18 protein-coding genes are annotated in these 18,580 nt (G+C 57.2%); 4 read left to right on the top strand and 14 right to left on the bottom strand.

From position 1 onward, the window contains the following. The first annotated feature begins 11 nt into the window (after positions 1-11). Positions 12-896, top strand: coding sequence for a cytochrome c1 (locus tag RQI55_RS01570; protein WP_243255323.1), 885 nt, complete (start codon positions 12-14; stop codon positions 894-896). A 189-nt stretch (positions 897-1,085) separates the two neighbouring features. Continuing rightward, positions 1,086-1,628: an adenine phosphoribosyltransferase gene (locus RQI55_RS01575; protein ID WP_042617317.1), complete on the top strand. Its 543-nt coding sequence runs from the start codon at positions 1,086-1,088 to the stop codon at positions 1,626-1,628. Positions 1,629-1,675: 47 nt separating this feature from the next. On the opposite strand, the gene RQI55_RS01580 is transcribed toward RQI55_RS01575, so the two are convergent. The 8 genes from RQI55_RS01580 to RQI55_RS01615 all read right to left on the bottom strand — a co-directional run bounded on the left by RQI55_RS01580 (position 1,676) and on the right by RQI55_RS01615 (position 9,576). Continuing rightward, positions 1,676-2,143 carry a MaoC family dehydratase gene (locus tag RQI55_RS01580; protein WP_243255325.1) on the bottom strand — a complete coding sequence of 156 codons (468 nt, stop codon included), beginning with the start codon at positions 2,141-2,143 and terminating at the stop codon, positions 1,676-1,678. Beyond that, on the bottom strand, positions 2,140-2,595 hold the full coding sequence (locus tag RQI55_RS01585; RefSeq protein WP_311272312.1) for a MaoC family dehydratase: 456 nt from the start codon (positions 2,593-2,595) through the stop codon (positions 2,140-2,142). The genes RQI55_RS01580 and RQI55_RS01585 overlap by 4 nt, the downstream gene beginning before the upstream one ends. A 156-nt stretch (positions 2,596-2,751) precedes the next feature. After that, positions 2,752-3,855: a redox-regulated ATPase YchF gene (gene ychF / locus RQI55_RS01590; RefSeq protein ID WP_243255329.1), complete on the bottom strand. Its 1,104-nt coding sequence runs from the start codon at positions 3,853-3,855 to the stop codon at positions 2,752-2,754. A 116-nt stretch (positions 3,856-3,971) separates the two neighbouring features. After that, the gene (locus RQI55_RS01595) at positions 3,972-4,598 is read right to left on the bottom strand and encodes an exopolysaccharide biosynthesis protein (RefSeq protein ID WP_243255331.1); all 627 of its coding nucleotides are present in this window, start codon (positions 4,596-4,598) and stop codon (positions 3,972-3,974) included. 119 nt (positions 4,599-4,717) lie between these two features. Beyond that, positions 4,718-5,434, bottom strand: a complete 717-nt coding sequence (gene pth / locus RQI55_RS01600; protein ID WP_311272311.1) for an aminoacyl-tRNA hydrolase — start codon at positions 5,432-5,434, stop codon at positions 4,718-4,720. Between the two features lie 84 nt (positions 5,435-5,518). Continuing rightward, entirely contained in the window at positions 5,519-6,235 is a 717-nt protein-coding gene (locus RQI55_RS01605; protein WP_311272310.1) for a transporter substrate-binding domain-containing protein, read from the bottom strand. A 24-nt stretch (positions 6,236-6,259) separates the two neighbouring features. Next, the gene (locus RQI55_RS01610) at positions 6,260-8,650 is read right to left on the bottom strand and encodes an EAL domain-containing protein (RefSeq protein ID WP_311272309.1); all 2,391 of its coding nucleotides are present in this window, start codon (positions 8,648-8,650) and stop codon (positions 6,260-6,262) included. A 311-nt stretch (positions 8,651-8,961) separates the two neighbouring features. After that, the gene (locus RQI55_RS01615) at positions 8,962-9,576 is read right to left on the bottom strand and encodes a 50S ribosomal protein L25/general stress protein Ctc (protein WP_042617309.1); all 615 of its coding nucleotides are present in this window, start codon (positions 9,574-9,576) and stop codon (positions 8,962-8,964) included. Positions 9,577-9,861: 285 nt separating this feature from the next. Between RQI55_RS01615 and RQI55_RS01620 the strand changes: the two genes are divergently transcribed. Beyond that, positions 9,862-10,821 carry a helix-turn-helix domain-containing protein gene (locus RQI55_RS01620; protein WP_042617308.1) on the top strand — a complete coding sequence of 320 codons (960 nt, stop codon included), beginning with the start codon at positions 9,862-9,864 and terminating at the stop codon, positions 10,819-10,821. Between the two features lie 135 nt (positions 10,822-10,956). Next, positions 10,957-12,474, top strand: a complete 1,518-nt coding sequence (gene adh / locus RQI55_RS01625) for an aldehyde dehydrogenase (protein WP_311272308.1) — start codon at positions 10,957-10,959, stop codon at positions 12,472-12,474. Between the two features lie 82 nt (positions 12,475-12,556). Here the strand turns inward: adh and RQI55_RS01630 are convergent, their stop codons facing one another. The 6 genes from RQI55_RS01630 to lgt all read right to left on the bottom strand — a co-directional run bounded on the left by RQI55_RS01630 (position 12,557) and on the right by lgt (position 18,546). Next, positions 12,557-13,489: a ribose-phosphate pyrophosphokinase gene (locus RQI55_RS01630; protein ID WP_042617306.1), complete on the bottom strand. Its 933-nt coding sequence runs from the start codon at positions 13,487-13,489 to the stop codon at positions 12,557-12,559. A gap of 242 nt (positions 13,490-13,731) precedes the next feature. After that, entirely contained in the window at positions 13,732-14,442 is a 711-nt protein-coding gene (locus tag RQI55_RS01635) for a hypothetical protein (protein ID WP_243255339.1), read from the bottom strand. Positions 14,443-14,527: 85 nt separating this feature from the next. Further along, entirely contained in the window at positions 14,528-15,679 is a 1,152-nt protein-coding gene (locus RQI55_RS01640) for a Xaa-Pro peptidase family protein (protein ID WP_243255340.1), read from the bottom strand. 1 nt (position 15,680) lies between these two features. Beyond that, entirely contained in the window at positions 15,681-16,475 is a 795-nt protein-coding gene (pgeF, locus tag RQI55_RS01645) for a peptidoglycan editing factor PgeF (RefSeq protein ID WP_243255341.1), read from the bottom strand. 145 nt (positions 16,476-16,620) lie between these two features. Next, on the bottom strand, positions 16,621-17,721 hold the full coding sequence (locus RQI55_RS01650) for a class I SAM-dependent methyltransferase (RefSeq protein WP_243255342.1): 1,101 nt from the start codon (positions 17,719-17,721) through the stop codon (positions 16,621-16,623). A gap of 15 nt (positions 17,722-17,736) precedes the next feature. Then, positions 17,737-18,546 (bottom strand): prolipoprotein diacylglyceryl transferase, encoded by an 810-nt coding sequence (gene lgt / locus RQI55_RS01655; RefSeq protein ID WP_192064477.1) that lies wholly within the window; start codon positions 18,544-18,546, stop codon positions 17,737-17,739. Positions 18,547-18,580 lie beyond the last annotated feature (34 nt).

Raw genomic sequence — 18,580 nt, forward strand, 5'->3', positions numbered from 1 at the left:
GGACGATTACAATGAAAAAGCTTGTAACGAGCATCGCGCTTATCGCTCTCATGGGTGGCTTCGGTTCTGCGGTTTCCGCAGAAGAGGGCCACGACCTGAAGGCGCAGACCGAGCATGCGATTGCGGGTGGGCACTTCCCCATCCTCAAGCCGCATGAAGAAAAATGGTCTTTCGCTGGTCCATTCGGAAAGTATGACAAGGCACAGCTTCAGCGTGGATTGAAGATCTACAAGGAAGTCTGTTCCGCCTGCCATTCCATGAGCCTCGTGTCCTTCCGCACGTTGGGAGATCTTGGTTATTCGGACGAACAGGTCAAAGCATTCGCAGCCGAATATGAAGTGCAGGATGGCCCGAACGCCGATGGTGAAATGTTCACCCGCAAGGCAGTTCCATCCGACCACTTCCCGTCGCCTTACCCGAACAAGGAAGCGGCTGCGGCATCTAACGGCGGCGCTGCACCACCGGATATGTCGCTGCTTGCGAAGGCGCGCGGTATCGAGCGTGGCTTTCCGCAGTTCCTGATCGACATGATCCCTGTTGTCGGTGGATACCAGGAAGGCGGACCGGATTATATCCATGCTCTGCTGACCGGATATCAGGAAGCGCCAGCCGGTATTGAAGTTGCCGAAGGCACGCACTTCAATCCATACTTCAACAGCGCGATTGCGCTGAAGATGGCGCCGCCGATCAGCGATGATCAGGTGACCTATGACGATGGCACACCGCAGACGCTGGACCAGTATTCGCAGGACATTTCCGCGTTTCTGATGTGGGCTGCAGAGCCGCATCTGGAAGAGCGCAAGCGCACCGGTTTCATGGTCATCATCTTCCTGCTGATCTTCACGGCACTGATCTACCTGACCAAGAAGTCGGTCTATTCCAGAACAGAGCACTGATCGTCTCGGCATTGATGAGTTGGAAGCCCTCTCGGTTAGACCGGGAGGGCTTTTCTCTTTGTGAGATATCAGAAGCTGTTAAACCCGTGGTCACAACGATGAATTTTCGGTTGTTGTCTATTGGTCTGCCGCGTCCGAATGGGTAAAGTCGAAGGACATTCGACCCCTCCTGAAACCATCGGAATTTTCATGACCGCTATTGCCTCGGAACTTGCTGCTGCCATTCGTTCCATCAACGACTATCCCAAGCCCGGTATCATCTTTCGTGACATCACCACGCTGCTCGGCAATCCGCGTGCATTTCGCCGTGCTGTCGACGAGTTGGTGCAGCCCTATGCTGGAATGAAGATCGACAAGATCGCTGGTATGGAAGCACGTGGCTTCATTCTGGGCGGTGCCGTAGCGCATCAACTGTCCGCTGGCTTCGTGCCCATCCGGAAGAAGGGCAAGCTTCCGCACACCACGGTGCGCGTGGCCTATAGCCTGGAATATGGCGTCGATGAGATGGAGATGCATGTGGACGCCGTACAGCCCGGCGAGAAGGTTATTCTGGTGGATGATCTGATCGCAACCGGTGGCACGGCTGAAGGTGCGGTCAAGCTTCTGCGTCAGATGGGTGCCGAGATCGTATCCGCCTGCTTCGTCATCGACCTGCCGGATCTCGGCGGTCGCAAGAAGCTCGAGGATCTCGGTGTCGACGTGCGGACGCTGGTGGAATTTTCCGGTCACTGATCCGGATCGCCCTTGAACGGCAAGGGCGACGCCGGGATTGCGTCGCCCTATTCGAATTCCAGAACATTGCTCTCGAAGGTCACAACCGTCTCACCGTGCTGGTTAACGCCTTCGTTGAGGGTCGTGTTCAAAAGTATGCCGGGCCGGGATGCCAGTGGGCGTGATGCGATCATCGTTGCGAAATAGGTCACGTCGTCCCCGGCATAGACGGGGCGCAGCCATTTGAGGTTGCGAAAGCCCGGGGAGGGGCCAAGCTTGGGCGGTTCGATACCTTCCGAGGTCAGGCGCCTGACCTCTTTGCCCCAATAGGCCAGAAAACACTTCATCCATGATGCGCTGGTTTGCCAACCGGATGCGCAGAGACCTTCAAAGACCGAGTTCTTTGCCGCGTCAGCGTCGAGATGGAACGGCTGCGGATCGAATTTCGTCGCATAGCGAATGATGGATTCGGCGGAAAAATGGACCGTACCGAGTTCAAGTTTCAGATCCGTCGGGTAAAGCTCGATAAATTTCATGATTCCGCTTTCCCTGCCGTTGCCAGCATGGCGTTCACTTCCGCCACGCAAACCGTCTCACCGCGCTGGTTCTGCAATTCATGTCGCAATTTGATAACGCCCATATCGGGGCGCGAACGGGACACGCGCTGCTCGACAACGGTCGATGTGCCGCTCAGCGTGTCATCGGCCCGAACCGGTTTTTTCCATTCGACAAAATCGACGCCAAGCCCCGCCTGTGATGGCGCGTCCTTCATGTAGCTGTCCACCGTCATGCGCATCAACATGCCGCATGTGTGCCAACCTGAGGCCGCAAGCCCGCCCAGAATACTGGCCTTGCCTGCTTCTTCAGAGAGGTGCATGGGCTGAGGATCGAATTCCATCGCAAATTCAATGATTTCATCTGCAGTCACTGTTTTCGGCCCAAGCGGAAAACTCCGACCGGGCGTAAAATCTTCAAAGGCATATTTCACTCGCGAGCTCCTCCTTCGCTGACTTCGACTAGAACGTAAACTAGCTTGGCGGTTTACGTAAAGGTAAAATAGGCGCACGCATGCAGAATTTTGGTTGGCCAAAACGCAAACGGCCCGCGACGAAGCGCGGGCCGTTTGTTTCAATAGATGGTCAAATCAGGTGTTGAAGCGGAAGTGGATGACGTCGCCGTCATGCACCACATATTCCTTGCCTTCATCGCGGCCCTTGCCTGCTTCCTTGGCCCCGACTTCACCCTTGAAGGCGACGTAATCGTCATAGGCAATGGTGAAGGCGCGGATGAAGCCGCGTTCGAAATCGGTGTGGATCACGCCAGCAGCGCCGGGTGCCTTGGTGCCGCGCACGATCGTCCAGGCGCGGGTTTCCTTGGGGCCTACGGTGAAGTAGGTGATGAGGTCAAGCAGCTGGTAACCAGCGCGAATCAGGCGGTCGAGACCGGCTTCTTCAAGGCCTAGAGCCGACAGGAATTCTTTGGATTCCTCTTCTGGCAGCTGCGCCACTTCAGACTCGATGGCAGCAGAGATGATAACGCATTCTGCACCCTGCGCCTTGGCCATTTCGGCCACGGCCTTGGTGTGCTCATTGCCATCAACAGCATCGCCTTCCGCCACGTTGCAAACGTAGAGAACGGGGTGCGATGTCAGAAGGTTGAGGCCCTTCAGCACTTCGATCTCGTCGTCTGCCAGTGTCTTCAACAAAAGACGGGCAGGCTTGCCGTCGTTGAGCAGCTTGATAACCGCTTCCATGACGGGCAATTGCGCCATTGAATCCTTGTCCTTGGAGGAGGCGCGCTTGCGGGTCTGCTCAACGCGACGCTCAAGGCTCTCCAGATCGGCCAGCATCAGCTCGGTTTCAATTGTGTCAGCATCACCAACAGGGTTGATGCGGCCCTCGACATGGGTGATGTCATCATCTTCGAAGCAACGCAGAACGTGAACCACGGCATCGACTTCGCGAATGTTGGCAAGGAACTTGTTGCCCAGACCTTCGCCCTTGGATGCGCCACGCACGAGGCCCGCAATATCCACGAAGGAAATGCGTGTGGGAATGAGTTCCTTGGAACCGGCAATATCGGCCAGAACCCGCATGCGTGGGTCCGGCACGGCCACTTCACCCGTGTTGGGCTCGATTGTGCAGAACGGGTAGTTTGCCGCCTGTGCAGCCGCTGTTTTCGTCAGCGCATTGAAAAGTGTGGATTTGCCCACATTGGGCAGACCGACGATACCGCATTTGAAGCCCATGGCTTGAACCTGCCTCTGTTCTCTTGAGAATTCCGTTAGTCGAGCCTTTTGCGGAAAGGGCAGGGCAAGGTCAAGCCTTGAAGCCGCAAACGTTCAGGATTCCCCGCAAAAGCAGCTTAGACGGCGGGTTGCCCCATGCCGAGCCAGCCCGAAATGAGCGCCCAACCGCCATAGATCAGCGCAACACTTGTCAGCACGGAGAGAACGGCGAGAACAAGCCCCACCAGCACAGCCACATCATCGCGCTGGGCCAACCCCAAGGCGATGGCAAGAACCGCGAGACCCGGCAGGACGTTACCAAACGGAATGGGCAGTGCGATCAGCACCGCCATGATGAAGACGACAATGCCAAGCCCGGCCGAGCCCAGCATTCGGGTCAGCACATGGCCGCGCGGGCGCAAAAGGCTTTCCAGCTTCGCCAGACGCGGCGCGGCTTTTTCCGCCGTCAATTCAATGATGGACCGCGACACTGACAGGCGACCGAGAAAGGCTGGTAGCTTCATGCTCTTCGCGCCGAAAATGATCTGCAGCGATAAGATGGCAAGCGCCGTTCCGAAAATCATGCCTGCTGGAATGCCCGGCGTTGGAATGATGGCGGGGATAGCAAAGACCAGCAAGACAAAGGCAATCGCCTTGTCGCCAAGCTTATCGAGCAGCCCGGCCAGCGTGACGTTTTCCGGCAGTTCGTCAGGCAGCCGTCGCAAAAGCTGCGCCATGGTCTGGTGGGGAATATCCTCACGCATGGACGAGATATTCGCGTGATGCAGGAAATGAGCGGCGATCGGCGTCTGATGTTTTCATCAGCGTGAAATGGGTATGCTGCGAAAAGTTTCAAGCGGCGATGTACTTGCGGCCCACGATCTCAGTCCTTCTTGGCAAACATCCGTTTCAGCATTTCGGCCATGGGTCCGGTTTCCGGCAGCTTCTTCGGCTGGGCGAAATTGCGTGCCGCGTGGATGTGCGATTGGCCGGCGGGCTTAGAGGGACCCGCGACTTTTTTTTCCTCTGACTTCACGCCAGCGGCCAGCGCCAGCTTGTTCATCAGCTGCGAATCCTCGCCTTTCACCAGCATTTCGGCATTGTCGGCAATGGCATCGATCAGCGGCTCCAGCCAAACCTTGTCGGCCTTGGCGAAGTCTCCCAGCACATGGCCGTTGACACGCTCCTTGTCGCCGGGATGGCCGATGCCCAGCCGCAGGCGGCGATATTCCTTGCCGCAATGGGCATCGATGGATTTGAGGCCATTGTGACCGCCATGGCCACCGCCAACCTTGATGCGGGCGCGACCCGCAACCAGATCCAGCTCATCATGGATGGCGATGATGTCGCCGATCTTGACCTTATAGAAGCGCATGGCTTCACCGACGGATTCGCCTGAAAGGTTCATGAACGTCAGAGGCTTGAGGAGAAGCACTTTTTGCCCTGCGATCTCGCCTTCGGAAATCTCCGCCTTGAACTTTTTCGACCAGGGCGCAAAAGAGGGCAGGCGTTGCAGTGCATCGACAGCCATGAAACCGATATTGTGGCGATTGCCCGCATATTGCGTGCCGGGATTGCCAAGGCCTGCAATGATGATCATGGACGCTTCCGCTTCGTTCGTTGGACCGATGCCTTCACCATCGAAAAATCAAGCGGAAGTCAACGCTTTTGTCGCGGCTTTTGGCTAGGGACGCGTTATGAGGCCCTGTTTTTCAAAAATCTGGCGCTGGGTTCCGTCCGAAATAATGCCATTGAGGACATGCTGCATTTTGGCAATCAGAGGGTCAGGAACAGAAAGATTGCACGCCATGCCGAGGCTCTGGTGGGTCAGAACAGCCACTTCCACAAACTCGCCGGGCGCAAGTTTGTTTAAAGAGCTTTCAGACATCGGCATCAGATCAATGCGCCCCGCCGCCAGCTTGATCAGGGTCGTGTCAAAATCCGCGCTGAGATCGATCCGCTTGAAATCTAGGGATTTCAGAACGGATTCGGTATAGTCGGTCCGCTGCGTTCCCACGACATAGGCCTTGGCATCCTCTAGACTGTTGATCTGCAGGCTGTGGTCCTTGCGCGCAACCAGAATGTTGCGATCCGTATGGAGGGGGAAAACCCATTTGAACAGGGGCTGGCGCGCAGGCGTGCGGGCTGCTGCAGCAACGCAGTGCATGGGTTCGGATTGGGCCAAGGCCAAAGCTCTAGCCCAGGGCAATATGTCCGCCTGATATTCAATGCCGCTACGCTCAAATATGATCTTCAACTGGTCCATATAGACGCCGCTCGGGCGTCCCTGGCTGTCCCTCACATTGTAGGGCGGGTAGTTCTCAGTTGAAATGTGCAGCCGCTCGGCTGAGGCCGGTAGAGCCGCGGCAAACAACAGCAGTGCTAATAGAGTTCGCAACATTGACGTTCATCCTCCCCGATGACGTTACGTCCTGACATTTGCCGTTCTTGGTAGTCCCTGCTGTTCGAAAGCAGCCATGAAGGTGCTGATGGGCTGCGGTCTTGCGTAAAGATATCCCTGTCCGCAATCTACGCCAATATCTTTCAGCATCGCTTCCTCTTCTGCTGTCTCAATTCCCTCGGCAATCACGATGCAGTTCATTCTGTGCGAAATGGCGTTGATGCCTTCCACAAGCATGCGGCTTCTGTGGCTAATCTCCGCCACTTCGTCCCGGATGGAGCGCGTAAACGACTGGTCGATCTTGATGATATCGATCGGGAAGCGGTTGAGATAGCTCAGCGACGAATAACCGGTGCCAAAGTCATCCAGCGCGATCCGGCATCCCAGTTCGCGGATGGCGCTCAGAACGGCTCGAATTTGCGGGTCGTCATGCATCAGCACGGCTTCGGTAATTTCTACCACAAGCCGGTTGGGCAAAATGCCGTAACGGTACAGCAGGCCGGCAATGCGTGTGGGCAAACCTGGTTCGAACTGAAGCGCAGAGAAATTCACGGCAACATAGGCGTTGAAATAGGCGGGGACATGCGAAATAGCGGCGAGGTCACGCAGGGCGTGTTCAAGGATGGCGTTGCCGATGCGCCTTATCGTGCCGTTTTCTTCGGCAACATTGATGATGGCTGCGGGCGACAGAATGCCCTTGCGTGGGTGGTTGAGGCGCATCAATGCCTCAAAGCCAACTGTCTCGCCATTGGTCAGGTTGCGAATGGGCTGGAAATGAGCCTCCAGCCAATCGCCTTCCAGCGCCTGTTCAATATCCTGCTCAATGTCTGCGCGCTCTCGCGCCTGCGACATGATGGAGGGATCGAACATCTGCGCGCCGTTCTTGCCCGCACGCTTCTTGCTGTACATGGCCATATCGGCATTTTGCAGAAGTTCGGATGCCGTTTTTGCGTGGGTTGGGTAAAGCGCCAGGCCGATACTGGCACTGAGGCGCACATTGTGGCCGACAGCGTCGAAAGGCGTGTCGAAAATCGAGCAAATGGCATCGCAGAGCTTGTTGGCGCGTCCATCAGCCATCGGTCCTGTCAGCAGGATCGCAAACTCGTCACCGCCCAGCCTCGATGCCGTATCGAGCGGGGTGAGAAGCCCCTTCAAGCGGTCGACAAAGGTCTGGAGCACGGCATCACCCGCCGCATGGCCAAGATTGTCGTTGATCATCTTGAAACGGTCGAGGTCGATGAACAGGCAGGCAAGCTCGGTATTGTTCGCATCGGCCTCGAGAATCTTATCATCAAGAATGGCTTCAAAGCCCTGGCGATTGAAGAGCCCGGTCAGATGGTCGGAAATGGCCTGCAAGCGATTGCGCTGCTCCGATCGGCGAAGCTCGGTCACGTCGGTCATGACGCTCAAGCCCTCGGAGCGATGGTGGCCATCGCCAAGATCCAGCGTCTTTTCCGCAATCAGCACGTCCATGTGGCGGCCATCGCCGCATTGAAAATGGAGCGTGAGTTCGGAACTGCCCGCAATGGCGTCAGCTGTTGCTTCATGGTGTTTGCGCAGGACAAACCGCGCCCGATCTTCGGGGACGATCAGTTCGGCGAAACTGCGGCCCAGAACATCTTCGCGCTGGTAGCCTGTGGCCTCCACCCAGTAATCGCTGACGGCGGCAATGCGGTCTGCCGGGTCGAGGGAGAACAACATGGCCGGGGTGCGATTGTAAATCTCTGTCGTGCGCAGATGCGCCTTCTTGATTTCCTGTTCTTCCCGTTCCAGCTGAATCTGCATTTCATTGAAGCTGCGCGCCAGCCGTCCCATTTCGTCCTTGGAGCGCCAGTCGACATGGTGGCGGGAGCCGAGCCTGCGTGTCGCCTCAATGGCCGCAGTCAGCCGCAGCAAGGGTTTCATCACCATCAGCCGGTTGCCAATGATGGCTGCGGTGAACAGGGTGAAGATCGCCAGAATGAAAATCGAGATGAAGGCCAGCTCGATATTGCTCAGCGAATTGAACAGTCCAACATTTTGAAAGAAAACGGTGATGGTGCCGACCTTTGTCTCACCATCCAGGTTCTTGTAATTGATGTCGCGTGAGATTGAGGACGTATCGCCTGAGGCAACGGAACCTGCTGTCTGGGTAATGTCCAGATGACCGAGCGTATCGCGGACTTTCACCATGTAGACGGCGGGATCGGTAACGAGTGTGCCAGTGATCTGGTTGATGGTCTCGTCATCAAGGTCCCAAAGCGGGCGGCCAAGTGCCTGCGAATTGGCAACCAGCAGGATTTCCAGGCGGTCTCGCTGGGTGGCGACCGACTCATGGTGGGAAATCATAAGCAGAATAGTAAAAAGCGGCGCGACCAACGCAAGAAGTGCGCCGGAAACAATCGCGATAAAGCGACTTTCAACGGAATGGGTCATCTGCAGCTATATCGTCCTTTGTCCTTCAAACCCTTGCCGCAGAGATGCGATAAAAGCTTCATGTTCGAATTACGACGCGTCCGATAGTCGGTGCAAAGCCTTGGCGTGGCTCTACAACCGACAATACGCAAAGTCGTAAACCCAAAGCTTTGACTTATCGTTTCCGGGCATGATTAACCCTTGCTGAAGACAAGGCCGAAACGGCTGGTGTTGCTGTTTCGTTGTGGAAAAAGTCCATAAAAAATGCCCCGCATCTTGCGATGCGAGGCATTGAAGAGAGAGCGATGGACAGCGCAGATGCGCTGAACAGATTACTCGGAAGCGCCTTCGGCTGCTTCTTCCGTTTCATCAACAACTGCAACAGTTGGTGCAGCGATTGTCGCAACTGTGAAGTCGCGGTCAGTGATGACAGGAGAAACGTTCTTTGGCAGCTTGATATGCGAAATGTGAATGCTATCGCCGACCTTGAAGCCATCGAGGTCAACAGTGATTGCTTCAGGAATATCATCCGCAGGCACGTGGGCTTCGATTGTGTGACGAACGATGTTCAGAACGCCACCTGTCTTGATGCCAGACTTCTCTTCGTTGATGAAGTGAACTGGAATTTCAACAGTGACCTGCGAGTTGCCAGATACGCGAAGAAAATCGACGTGCATCATGAAATCGCGGACTGGGTCGCGCTGGTAATCCTTTGGCAGGACCTTGTAGATCTGGCCGTCAACGTTGATCGTTGCGACAGTCGTCATGAAACCACCGGCCTGAACGCGCTTGGTGACTTCATTGGTCGAGATAGCGATAGAAACCGGGGCTTGCTTGTCACCATAGATGACAGCAGGAATCAAACCGTTGCGACGAAGTTCACGAGAGGACCCCTTACCAACTCGTTCGCGCGCCTCGGCCTTGAGCTCATACGATTCTTTGCTCATGGCATAATCCTTTTAGGTTGTCTGGAGAGTTCATTCCGGCGTGCCGGAGCAAACTGGAGAAAGCTCTTTCAAAAGCCGTCTCGCCCGCGTTGCCTCCAAGGGTGTCTACACGGATGCGGGCGCTATAGTATAAAGACGGTTTAAAGGCAAGTCCGTTCAGCCCCGGCCTGCGTCCCAGCCACGCCTTATGCCTGACAACCGGGCCGCATCAACACGGATGACGCTTTTTTTCGTTGAAAGAGACACGCATCAGGTGCACCATCGGTTCAAGATCGGGAGGAGATCATGACCAACGGCACGGCACATGCTGACCACGTGTATCGAAGCGCCAGCCAGCCTTCGGCTGCGGCAAGTTCACCCATCATCGCATCGTGGCGGCGGTGCATGACCATGCACCATCTGGCACCTGAACAAAGCAGCGAGCCCATCTTCCTGGGCGATGCGGAGTTTCGCCGCGCCCGGGAAATCTCGGCACGCCTGATTGCCGAAAGTGCCGACGAGCTGGACCGCATTTTTCTGAGCGTCGGCAAGGCCGGGTGTTGCCTTCTGTTGACGGATGCGGATGGCGTTGCGCTGGAGCGGCGCGGTGCGGCGACCGACGACCGGGATTTTCGCAGGCTTGGCCTGTGGTCTGGTGCCGTCTGGAGCGAAGCGAGTGTCGGCACCAATGGCATCGGCACGGCGCTGGCCGATGAGCGGTCCGTGACCATCTACCGCGACCAGCATTTTTTCTCGTCCAACATCAATCTTTCCTGCACCACCGCGCCCATTCGCGATCATCTCGGCCATGTCACCGGCGCACTGGATATTTCCACCTGCCGCGATGACGTCAATGATCTGACATTCTCGATGTTGACCCAGGCGGTGCGTGATGCTGCCCAGCGCATCGAGGGTAATCTGTTCCGGGCGGCATTCCCCGGTGCCCGCATCCTCATGCTGCCATCTGGTCAATCGGCTGCGCTGTCGCTTCTGGCCGTGGATCAGGATGATATCATTCTCGGTGCAACGCGGGCTGCACGTCTGGCCTTGAAGCTGGATGATGCGCATCTGGCTGCTGGTATTCCAGCATCTGATGCCCTGCGGGAAGAGCGCCATGACAAGGGGGCAGAGCTGGCTGAGGCCGAGCGTGCAGCGCTTCGCCGGGTTCTGGCGCGTGCCGAGGGCAATATCAGCAAGGCCGCAACTCTGCTGGGGATTAGCCGCGCCACGCTTCACCGGAAGATGAAGAGGCTCGCTGTTCACTAAGGGGCATCTGTCGCATATGTGAAACACTGTGCACTGCGGTATTGCGGCGGCACCCTATGAAGGGCAGAATTCTGGGTTCACCATCCTCCCCAGGCGGTCCGATACAGGTCGCATTTCATCAGGGAGGATGAACGCATGAACATTCAGGTCCAGCAAAGAGCCGGCGAAGCTCCATTCAAATTGAAATACGGAAATTATATCGGCGGCCAGTGGGTGGAGCCGAAATCCGGACGTTATATGGATAACCTGTCACCCGTGACAGGCCAGAAGATTTGCGAAGTTCCCCGTTCAGACGCCAGCGATATCGAGTTTGCGCTGGATGCTGCGCACAAGGCGCGCGCCGCCTGGGGAACGACGAGCGCAACGGAACGCTCCAACATTCTGTTAAAAATTGCCCAGCGCATCGAAGACAATCTCGAGCTCATTGCCCGCGCCGAGACATGGGACAATGGCAAACCGCTGCGCGAAACAACGCATGCCGATATTCCGCTCGCGATTGACCATTTCCGTTATTTCGCCGGTTGTATCCGTGCACAGGAAGGCTCGATCGGTCAGATCGACAATGACACGGTCGCTTACCATTTCCACGAACCGCTTGGCGTCGTTGGCCAGATCATTCCCTGGAACTTCCCGATTCTGATGGCGACATGGAAGCTTGCACCGGCGCTTGCTGCTGGTAACTGCGTGGTTCTGAAGCCTGCAGAACAGACGCCAGCGTCCATTTTGCTCGTCATGGAGCTGATCGAGGATCTGCTGCCTCCGGGTGTCGTCAACATCGTCAATGGCCTTGGCCTTGAGGCCGGAAAGCCGCTGGCGCAGAGCAACCGCATTGCCAAGATCGCCTTCACCGGCTCAACCTCGGTCGGCAAGGAAATCATGCGCTATGCCGCTGATAACGTTACCAACATCACGCTGGAACTGGGCGGCAAGTCCCCCAACATCTTCTTTGCCGATGTGATGAATGAGGATGATGCTTTCCTCGACAAGGCACTCGAAGGCTTTGCCATGTTTGCGCTCAACCAAGGCGAGGTGTGCACATGCCCGTCCCGCGCTTTGGTGCACGAATCGATCTATGATCGCTTCATGGAAAAGGCCATCAAGCGCGTCGAAGCCATCAGCCAGGATGACCCGCTGAATGCCGCCACCATGATCGGCGCTCAGGCTTCGCAAGAGCAGTTCGACAAGATCATGAGCTATCTCGAAATCGGCAAAAAGGAAGGCGCGAAAGTGCTGACTGGCGGCGACAAGAAATCGCTCTCCGGCAATCTGAAAGACGGCTTCTACATCCAGCCGACGGTGTTTGAAGGCAACAACAAGATGCGGGTGTTCCAGGAGGAAATCTTCGGCCCCGTCGTATCCGTCACCACCTTCAAGACGGTCGAGGAAGCCATCGAGATCGCCAATGACACGGTCTATGGCCTTGGCGCTGGCGTGTGGAGCCGCGATACCAATCTTGCCTATCGAGCAGGGCGCGGCATCGAAGCGGGTCGCGTCTGGACCAATTGCTACCACGCCTATCCGGCTGGTGCAGCGTTTGGCGGTTACAAGCAATCGGGCATTGGTCGTGAAACCCACAAGATGATGTTGGATCACTACCAGCAGACCAAGAACCTGCTGGTTTCCTACAGCCCCAACAAGCTCGGCTTCTTCTGAGGCCAGCGATTTCCAATCGCCAAACAGCAAAAAGCCGGGGCAGATGCTCCGGCTTTTTCATTGATACGATGATCGTAGAATATCAGTCGAAGAGGCCGGAAACAGACTGTTCCATTGCCGTGCGGTTGATCGCTTCGCCGAGCAGGGTGGCGGTGGTGATCACGCGGATATTGTGCGCGGACTGTACAGCGGTGGTTGGCTGAATGCTATCAGTGATGACAAGTTCACGCAGCTTGGAGGATGCCACACGGGCAACTGCGCCGCCGGACAGAACCCCGTGGGTGATATAGGCGGTAACGCTGGTCGCGCCATTCTTGAGAAGCGCCTCAGCCGCGTTGCAGAGTGTGCCGCCGGAATCGACGATATCGTCCATCAGCAGGCAGTCTTTGCCGGTCACGTCACCAATCACGTTCATGACTTCGGACTCGCCGGGACGATCACGGCGCTTATCGACGATGGCCAGCAGACAGTCGAGACGCTTTGCCAACGAACGGGCGCGGACAACACCGCCAACGTCAGGGGAAACGACCACGACGTTCTTGGTGTCGTAATGTTCCTTCACGTCGCGCGCCAGAATAGGGGCGGCGAAGAGGTTGTCGGTTGGAATGTCGAAGAAGCCCTGGATCTGTCCAGCATGCAGATCAAGCGTCAGAACGCGGTCTGCACCGGCTTCGGTAATCAGGTTGGCAACCAGCTTTGCCGAAATCGGTGTGCGGGGGCCAGCCTTGCGGTCCTGCCGGGCGTAACCGAAATAGGGAAGAACCGCCGTGATGCGCCTTGCCGATGAACGACGCATGGCGTCGATCATGATCAGCAGTTCCATCAGGTGGTCATTGGCCGGGAAAGACGTGGACTGAACGAGGAAGACATCCTCGCCGCGCACGTTTTCTGAGATTTCTACGAATATTTCCTGGTCAGCAAACCGCTTTACAGTGGCATTTCCAAGAGGGACATTCAGATACTTGCAGATCGCTTCGGCCAGATGCCGGTTCGAATTGCCTGCGAAAACCTTCATTGTTGCCGCCTGTTTCCATGCCAATGCTGAAGATCCATCAACGTTGCTCGCTGTGGTCTCCGCGTCGTTCTACGGGAAGGAATACCCGACCCGAATGGGTGCCGGACATGCCGTTTTGCCATGGGCGCTTTAATAGCGGTGTTGCCCGTGAATGCAATAGGTCAGAGGGTGTTAGCCTTAATTTTCATGAAAACTTTGTGACTCGGTCGAAGCTTATCCGCCTTGATTCTATCACAGGTTGCTCATCCGCGTTGAGCATTTTTCCATGACTGGTAATCCTGAAGTGTTTTGGCCGCGATTTTCTGCATGGCCGCGTCTGTTGCGCCAGACCACGGGTCTGCTCCGCGTGCAGGCACAACCTCCTGGCCCTGAAGTCGGTGAAGCCGCGCGCCATTCGCATCCAGCACATCCCACACATAGACAATGGTCACGTTGCCGCCATCGGCAAAGGCCGAGAGATAGCCTTTCAGAATATTTTCAGCCGTGGTGTCTGAGGAGGGGCGGATCGTCAGACCTTTTGCGCGGGCTTCCGCACCCAATTGTCTGGAAAGCGGAGTGACGGCCTGAACGGGCGCGCCGATGATCGGCAGAAACCGGATTGTTCCCGTGGATCCACCAGCGGGGAGTGCAGCCGTCTTTACCTCTGGCTGCGGCTGCGCCGCAGGCATGGGCTGGTCTGCCACCGGCTTGCCATATTGAACACCGCTGGTCATGGCCTGCGCCTGGGCCTGTCGGGTGTTTTGCGGGGCGTAGGCTGGGACCTGAGATGGTATGCCCGTTGGGGTCCGGTCAGCGGCCGCGGCTACCTGATCGAGATCGCCCTGATTGACGGGAGTCGATTGCACGTTGCTTTCCCCCACATTCACAAGCGGGGTCAGCGTATCGGTGGTGTTACAGGCCGATAGTGCGAGGGTCAGGATCGGGATTGCGATGACCAATCCTAACCGGCGCATGTCAGATGTCCCTTCATCACGTCCTCCGCCCAACCATCATATGTTTGTAATGTAGGGTTTGAGGTCGTTGCGAGTCAAATCGAGTTTAGACCGTCAACAGATCAAGGCTGTGGCGCGAGAGTGATTCCGGCGCCCCTTCCGTGGTGAGGTAGGTCTGGCCAAGGGTCATCGCCGCGCCCGTGTCGCTGTCCATGATGATCATGTGGACGAACAGCGTCATGTTGGGCAGGATTTCCTGCGTGTTGCCCGCATAGAACATCTGGTGTTCCATCCATGAGGGCGAGAAGCGAGCGCCAAGAGAATAGCCGCAGGCATTCAGGCGGTGGCGCGTCAATCCGCGCTCGTCCATGATGCGGGCGTGGACATCGAACACATCACCGAAGGTGTTGCCGGGGCGCAAAACCTCCTCAATAGCGCGGATGTTTTCGGCACAGGCGTTGTAAAGCTCCTTGTGACGGAAATCCGGCTCGCCGATGATGATGGTGCGCATCATGGCCGCGTGGTAATGGGCGCTGACACCAGCCCATTCCAGCGTCAACTGGTCTTTCGCGTCCAGTTTGCGGCGTCCCGCCTTGTAGCGGCACAGAAGCGCGTCGGGGCCAGAACCGATGATGAATTCATTGGCGGGGTAATCACCACCGCCCGCAAAGACTGCACCCTGCATAGCAGCAAGAATATCCGCTTCGTCTGCTCCTTGGCCCACGATCTTAAGCGCGGCATCCAGCGCATTATCGGCCAATTCACCAGCGCGTTTCGCATAGGCGACTTCGGCGGGGCTCTTGACCAGTCTCAAGCCGCTGACCACAGCCGATGCATCGATGATCTGGCAGAAGCTTGCGAGTTGATTGTCGAGGAGGCGCGCGACCTTGCCCGTCATGCCGTGGGTATCGAATTCGATGCCGATGCGGCAGCCAAGCAGATCCATATCGCTCAGCAGGTCTTTGAGGTCGAGCGTTGGATCGGCATTGATGCGATCCACCCAGATGACGATGTTTTCGATGTTGGAGGTCTGGCGTGCCTGACGCAGATCGGCCGAGCGCGTCAAAAGCGTCATCGTGCCATCGGCCTTGACCACCAGCGTCTGGAAAAAGCAGTAGCCGAATGTGTCGTAGCCGGTCAGCCAGTACATGCTTTCCTGCGCAAACAGCAGGATAGCGTCCAGCTTTTCCTCTGCCATCTTCTCGCTCAGGCGGGCGCGGCGTGCCTCGAATTCGGCTGCGTCGAAGTGCAAGGCCATATCAGTTCTCCAGAATTGCTATTGCTGAAATCTGCCGTCCATAATCCGGCTCGCGGAGATGCGTGGTTCGGCGGAACGAGAAGAACCTGTCATCATCCGGGTAGGTGCAGAGATCGAGATTTTCCGCCGTTACGCCAGCGCCAGCCAGCCGGTCGATGGTCAGTTGCTTCAGGTCAAAAAAGGCATGGCCCTCATTGGGCGAGGGCGAAAGATAGGCAGCGTAGGCTGGGTTCATGTCTTCAAGGCTCTCGACACGCTCCGGCCCGACCTCGTAATTCAGGCGACTGATGGAGGGGCCGAGGCTTGCCACGATCCGTTCCCGCTTGGCGCCAAGGCCAATCATCGCCTCGATGGTGTTTTCCAGAACGCCCGTAACGGCGCCCTTCCAGCCCGCATGGGCCGCGCCCACGACGCCGGCCTCTGCGTCCGCAAAAAGAATGGGTCCACAATCCGCGCTGAGAACGCCGATGATGATGCCCGGCGTGGCCGTCACCATCGCGTCGGCTTCCAGTCTCTCGCCATTATAGCTCACGTCGATGACGTTCACATTGGGAGAGTGCATCTGGTGAACGGTCGCGAGTTTTTCCACCGGCAGTCCGAACCATTGGGCAACGCGCCGTCTGTTTTCCATAACCGACTGGCGGACATCATGAGATCCCAGCCCGACATTCAGACCACGATAGATGCCTTCCGAGACACCGCCGTGACGGGTGAAGAAGCCATGGCGAATGGCCTTGTTTGCGCCCGCGGCCAGCAATGGGCTCTGGATGGGCAGCGGCAGAGTTTCGTCCTGCATACGGTGTCATTCCTTGGCGATGTCGCTGATTCTGAAACGAATATTCGCGTGCGAGTGTTTCCGGTTAAGCGCATCTCTTGCGATGCAGACGGCAGATTTTTCTGCTTCGTATTTATCCAATGGTGGCCCAAGGGCGGTGCCCCTGTCAATCCAGGGGGCGGAAGGGCAGCAAATGCACGGGCGCGCTGGACACTGCCAGCACCTTGAACAGTTCACCCATTTTACCCGCCCCTTCACCCGCCAACCGGTTGACGGCCTGGGCAATTTCCATCTCCTGATCGGGGGTGGCTTTGGATGCCAGCGCCTGCGCACGCTCCCGCAAGCCAAGGCCATAGAGGAAATCTCCCTGCGGCAGACAGCCATTGACGTGAACGCCAAAACTCTCCGCAGTTCTCATGAGGCTTTCAAAGTCCACATGGCTAGTCAGATCGGCCTCGCCGGGATGGGCCAGAACCGGATCATATTCATGCATGCGAAGCGCCTGCAACGTGTCGCCAAAGCCTGAAACGATATAGCCATAATCGATGATGAGCGCCACGCCGCCCTGACTTTTCAGCCTTTGTGCAATGGCTGTCATCACGGCTTCGCGGGCAGGGGAATACTCGAATATGGTGCCAATCGGCTGGCGCTCCGGCAGGGGTGGCAGCAGGTCAGGGTCGATGCTGGCGAGACCGGCGGTGAAGATCAGTTCGTCTTCGGCATCCATCGCCACCACGCGTTCGCGGAAGCCTTGCGGCGTCTTCACGAACTGGCGGATGGGAATGGCGTCGAACAATTCGTTGGCGGCAATCAGCAGAAATCCCGGCGGCACCTCGACGAAGCTCTCATGCCAGGCAATCTTCTCGCCGTGCGCGGCCAGCGTCTGGCGTTGAATGTCGCTCAGTTTCGGGCTCGTTTCCACCAGATGGACCGTCATGGCGTCATAAAGCGGTGGTGCGATGCGCTGGATGACCCGGAGCATATCAGCCATCATGGTGCCGCGGCCCGGGCCGATCTCCACCAACCGCACAGGGGCAAGCGCACCGTGTCGCTGCCATGCGTGGACGATGAAAACGCCGAGCATTTCGCCGAACAGCTGGCTGATCTCGGGCGCGGTGACGAAATCACCGGTGCGGCCAAAGGGTTGGCGCGTTTTGTAGTAGCCATGCTCCGGGTCTGCGAGACATAGCGCGAAGAAGTCGGTCACGCTCATGGGGCCATTGAGGCGGATGAGGGATTTTATGCGGCGTGCAAGTGGTGTCGGCATGGTGTCACCCGGTCCCTATGCTGCCGAAGCGCGGCGCGCGCGTAGAACTGCCCAGACGCCCAGCAGGAACATGGGTGTTGATAAAACCATGCCCATGGTCAACCAGTCCCCGGCAAGATAACCGATCTGCGCATCCGGCTCACGGAAAAATTCCACAAAGATTCGCGACAGCGCGTAGCCGCAGACAAAAACACCCGTCACCGTACCGGGGCGTCGCAGCGCCTTGAAGCCATAAATCAGAATGGCGAGGATAATCAGCAGGACGATGCCTTCAAGCGCTGCTTCATAAAGCTGGCTCGGATGGCGCGCAAACGGACCGCCCGTTGGAAAGACCACCGCCCAGGGCGCATCACTCAACCGACCCCACAACTCGCCATTCACGAAATTGGCGAGACGGCCGAAAAACAGGCCGATGGGTGCAACGGCCGCAATGATGTCGAACATGCTCCAGACAGGGATGCCGTTGCGGCGCGCAAATAGAACCATGGCGATGGTTGTGCCGATGAGGCCGCCATGAAACGACATGCCGCCATTCCAGATCTGCAGCGCGCGGATCGGATTGGCGATGACGGCGCCCATATCGTAAAACAGAATATAGCCAATGCGCCCGCCAAGCACGATGCCGGCGGCGGCCCAGACGATGAAGTCATCGAGATGGACAGGCGTGATCGGCGATTTTTCGTGCGGCCATAGGCGATCGGTAAGGCTCAATGTCCGGGCATAATACCAGCCCAGCATGATGCCGAAGACATAGGCGATGCCATACCAATGGATTGGCAGGGGTCCCAGGTTGAACGCCACCGGATCGATATTAGGGAAAGGCATGATGGAGAACTGGGCCAGCGGTGCAAACAAATCG

The organism is Rhizobium sp. WCS2018Hpa-16, assembly GCF_031843705.1.
In the GTDB taxonomy this organism is placed as follows: domain Bacteria; phylum Pseudomonadota; class Alphaproteobacteria; order Rhizobiales; family Rhizobiaceae; genus Agrobacterium; species Agrobacterium tumefaciens_C.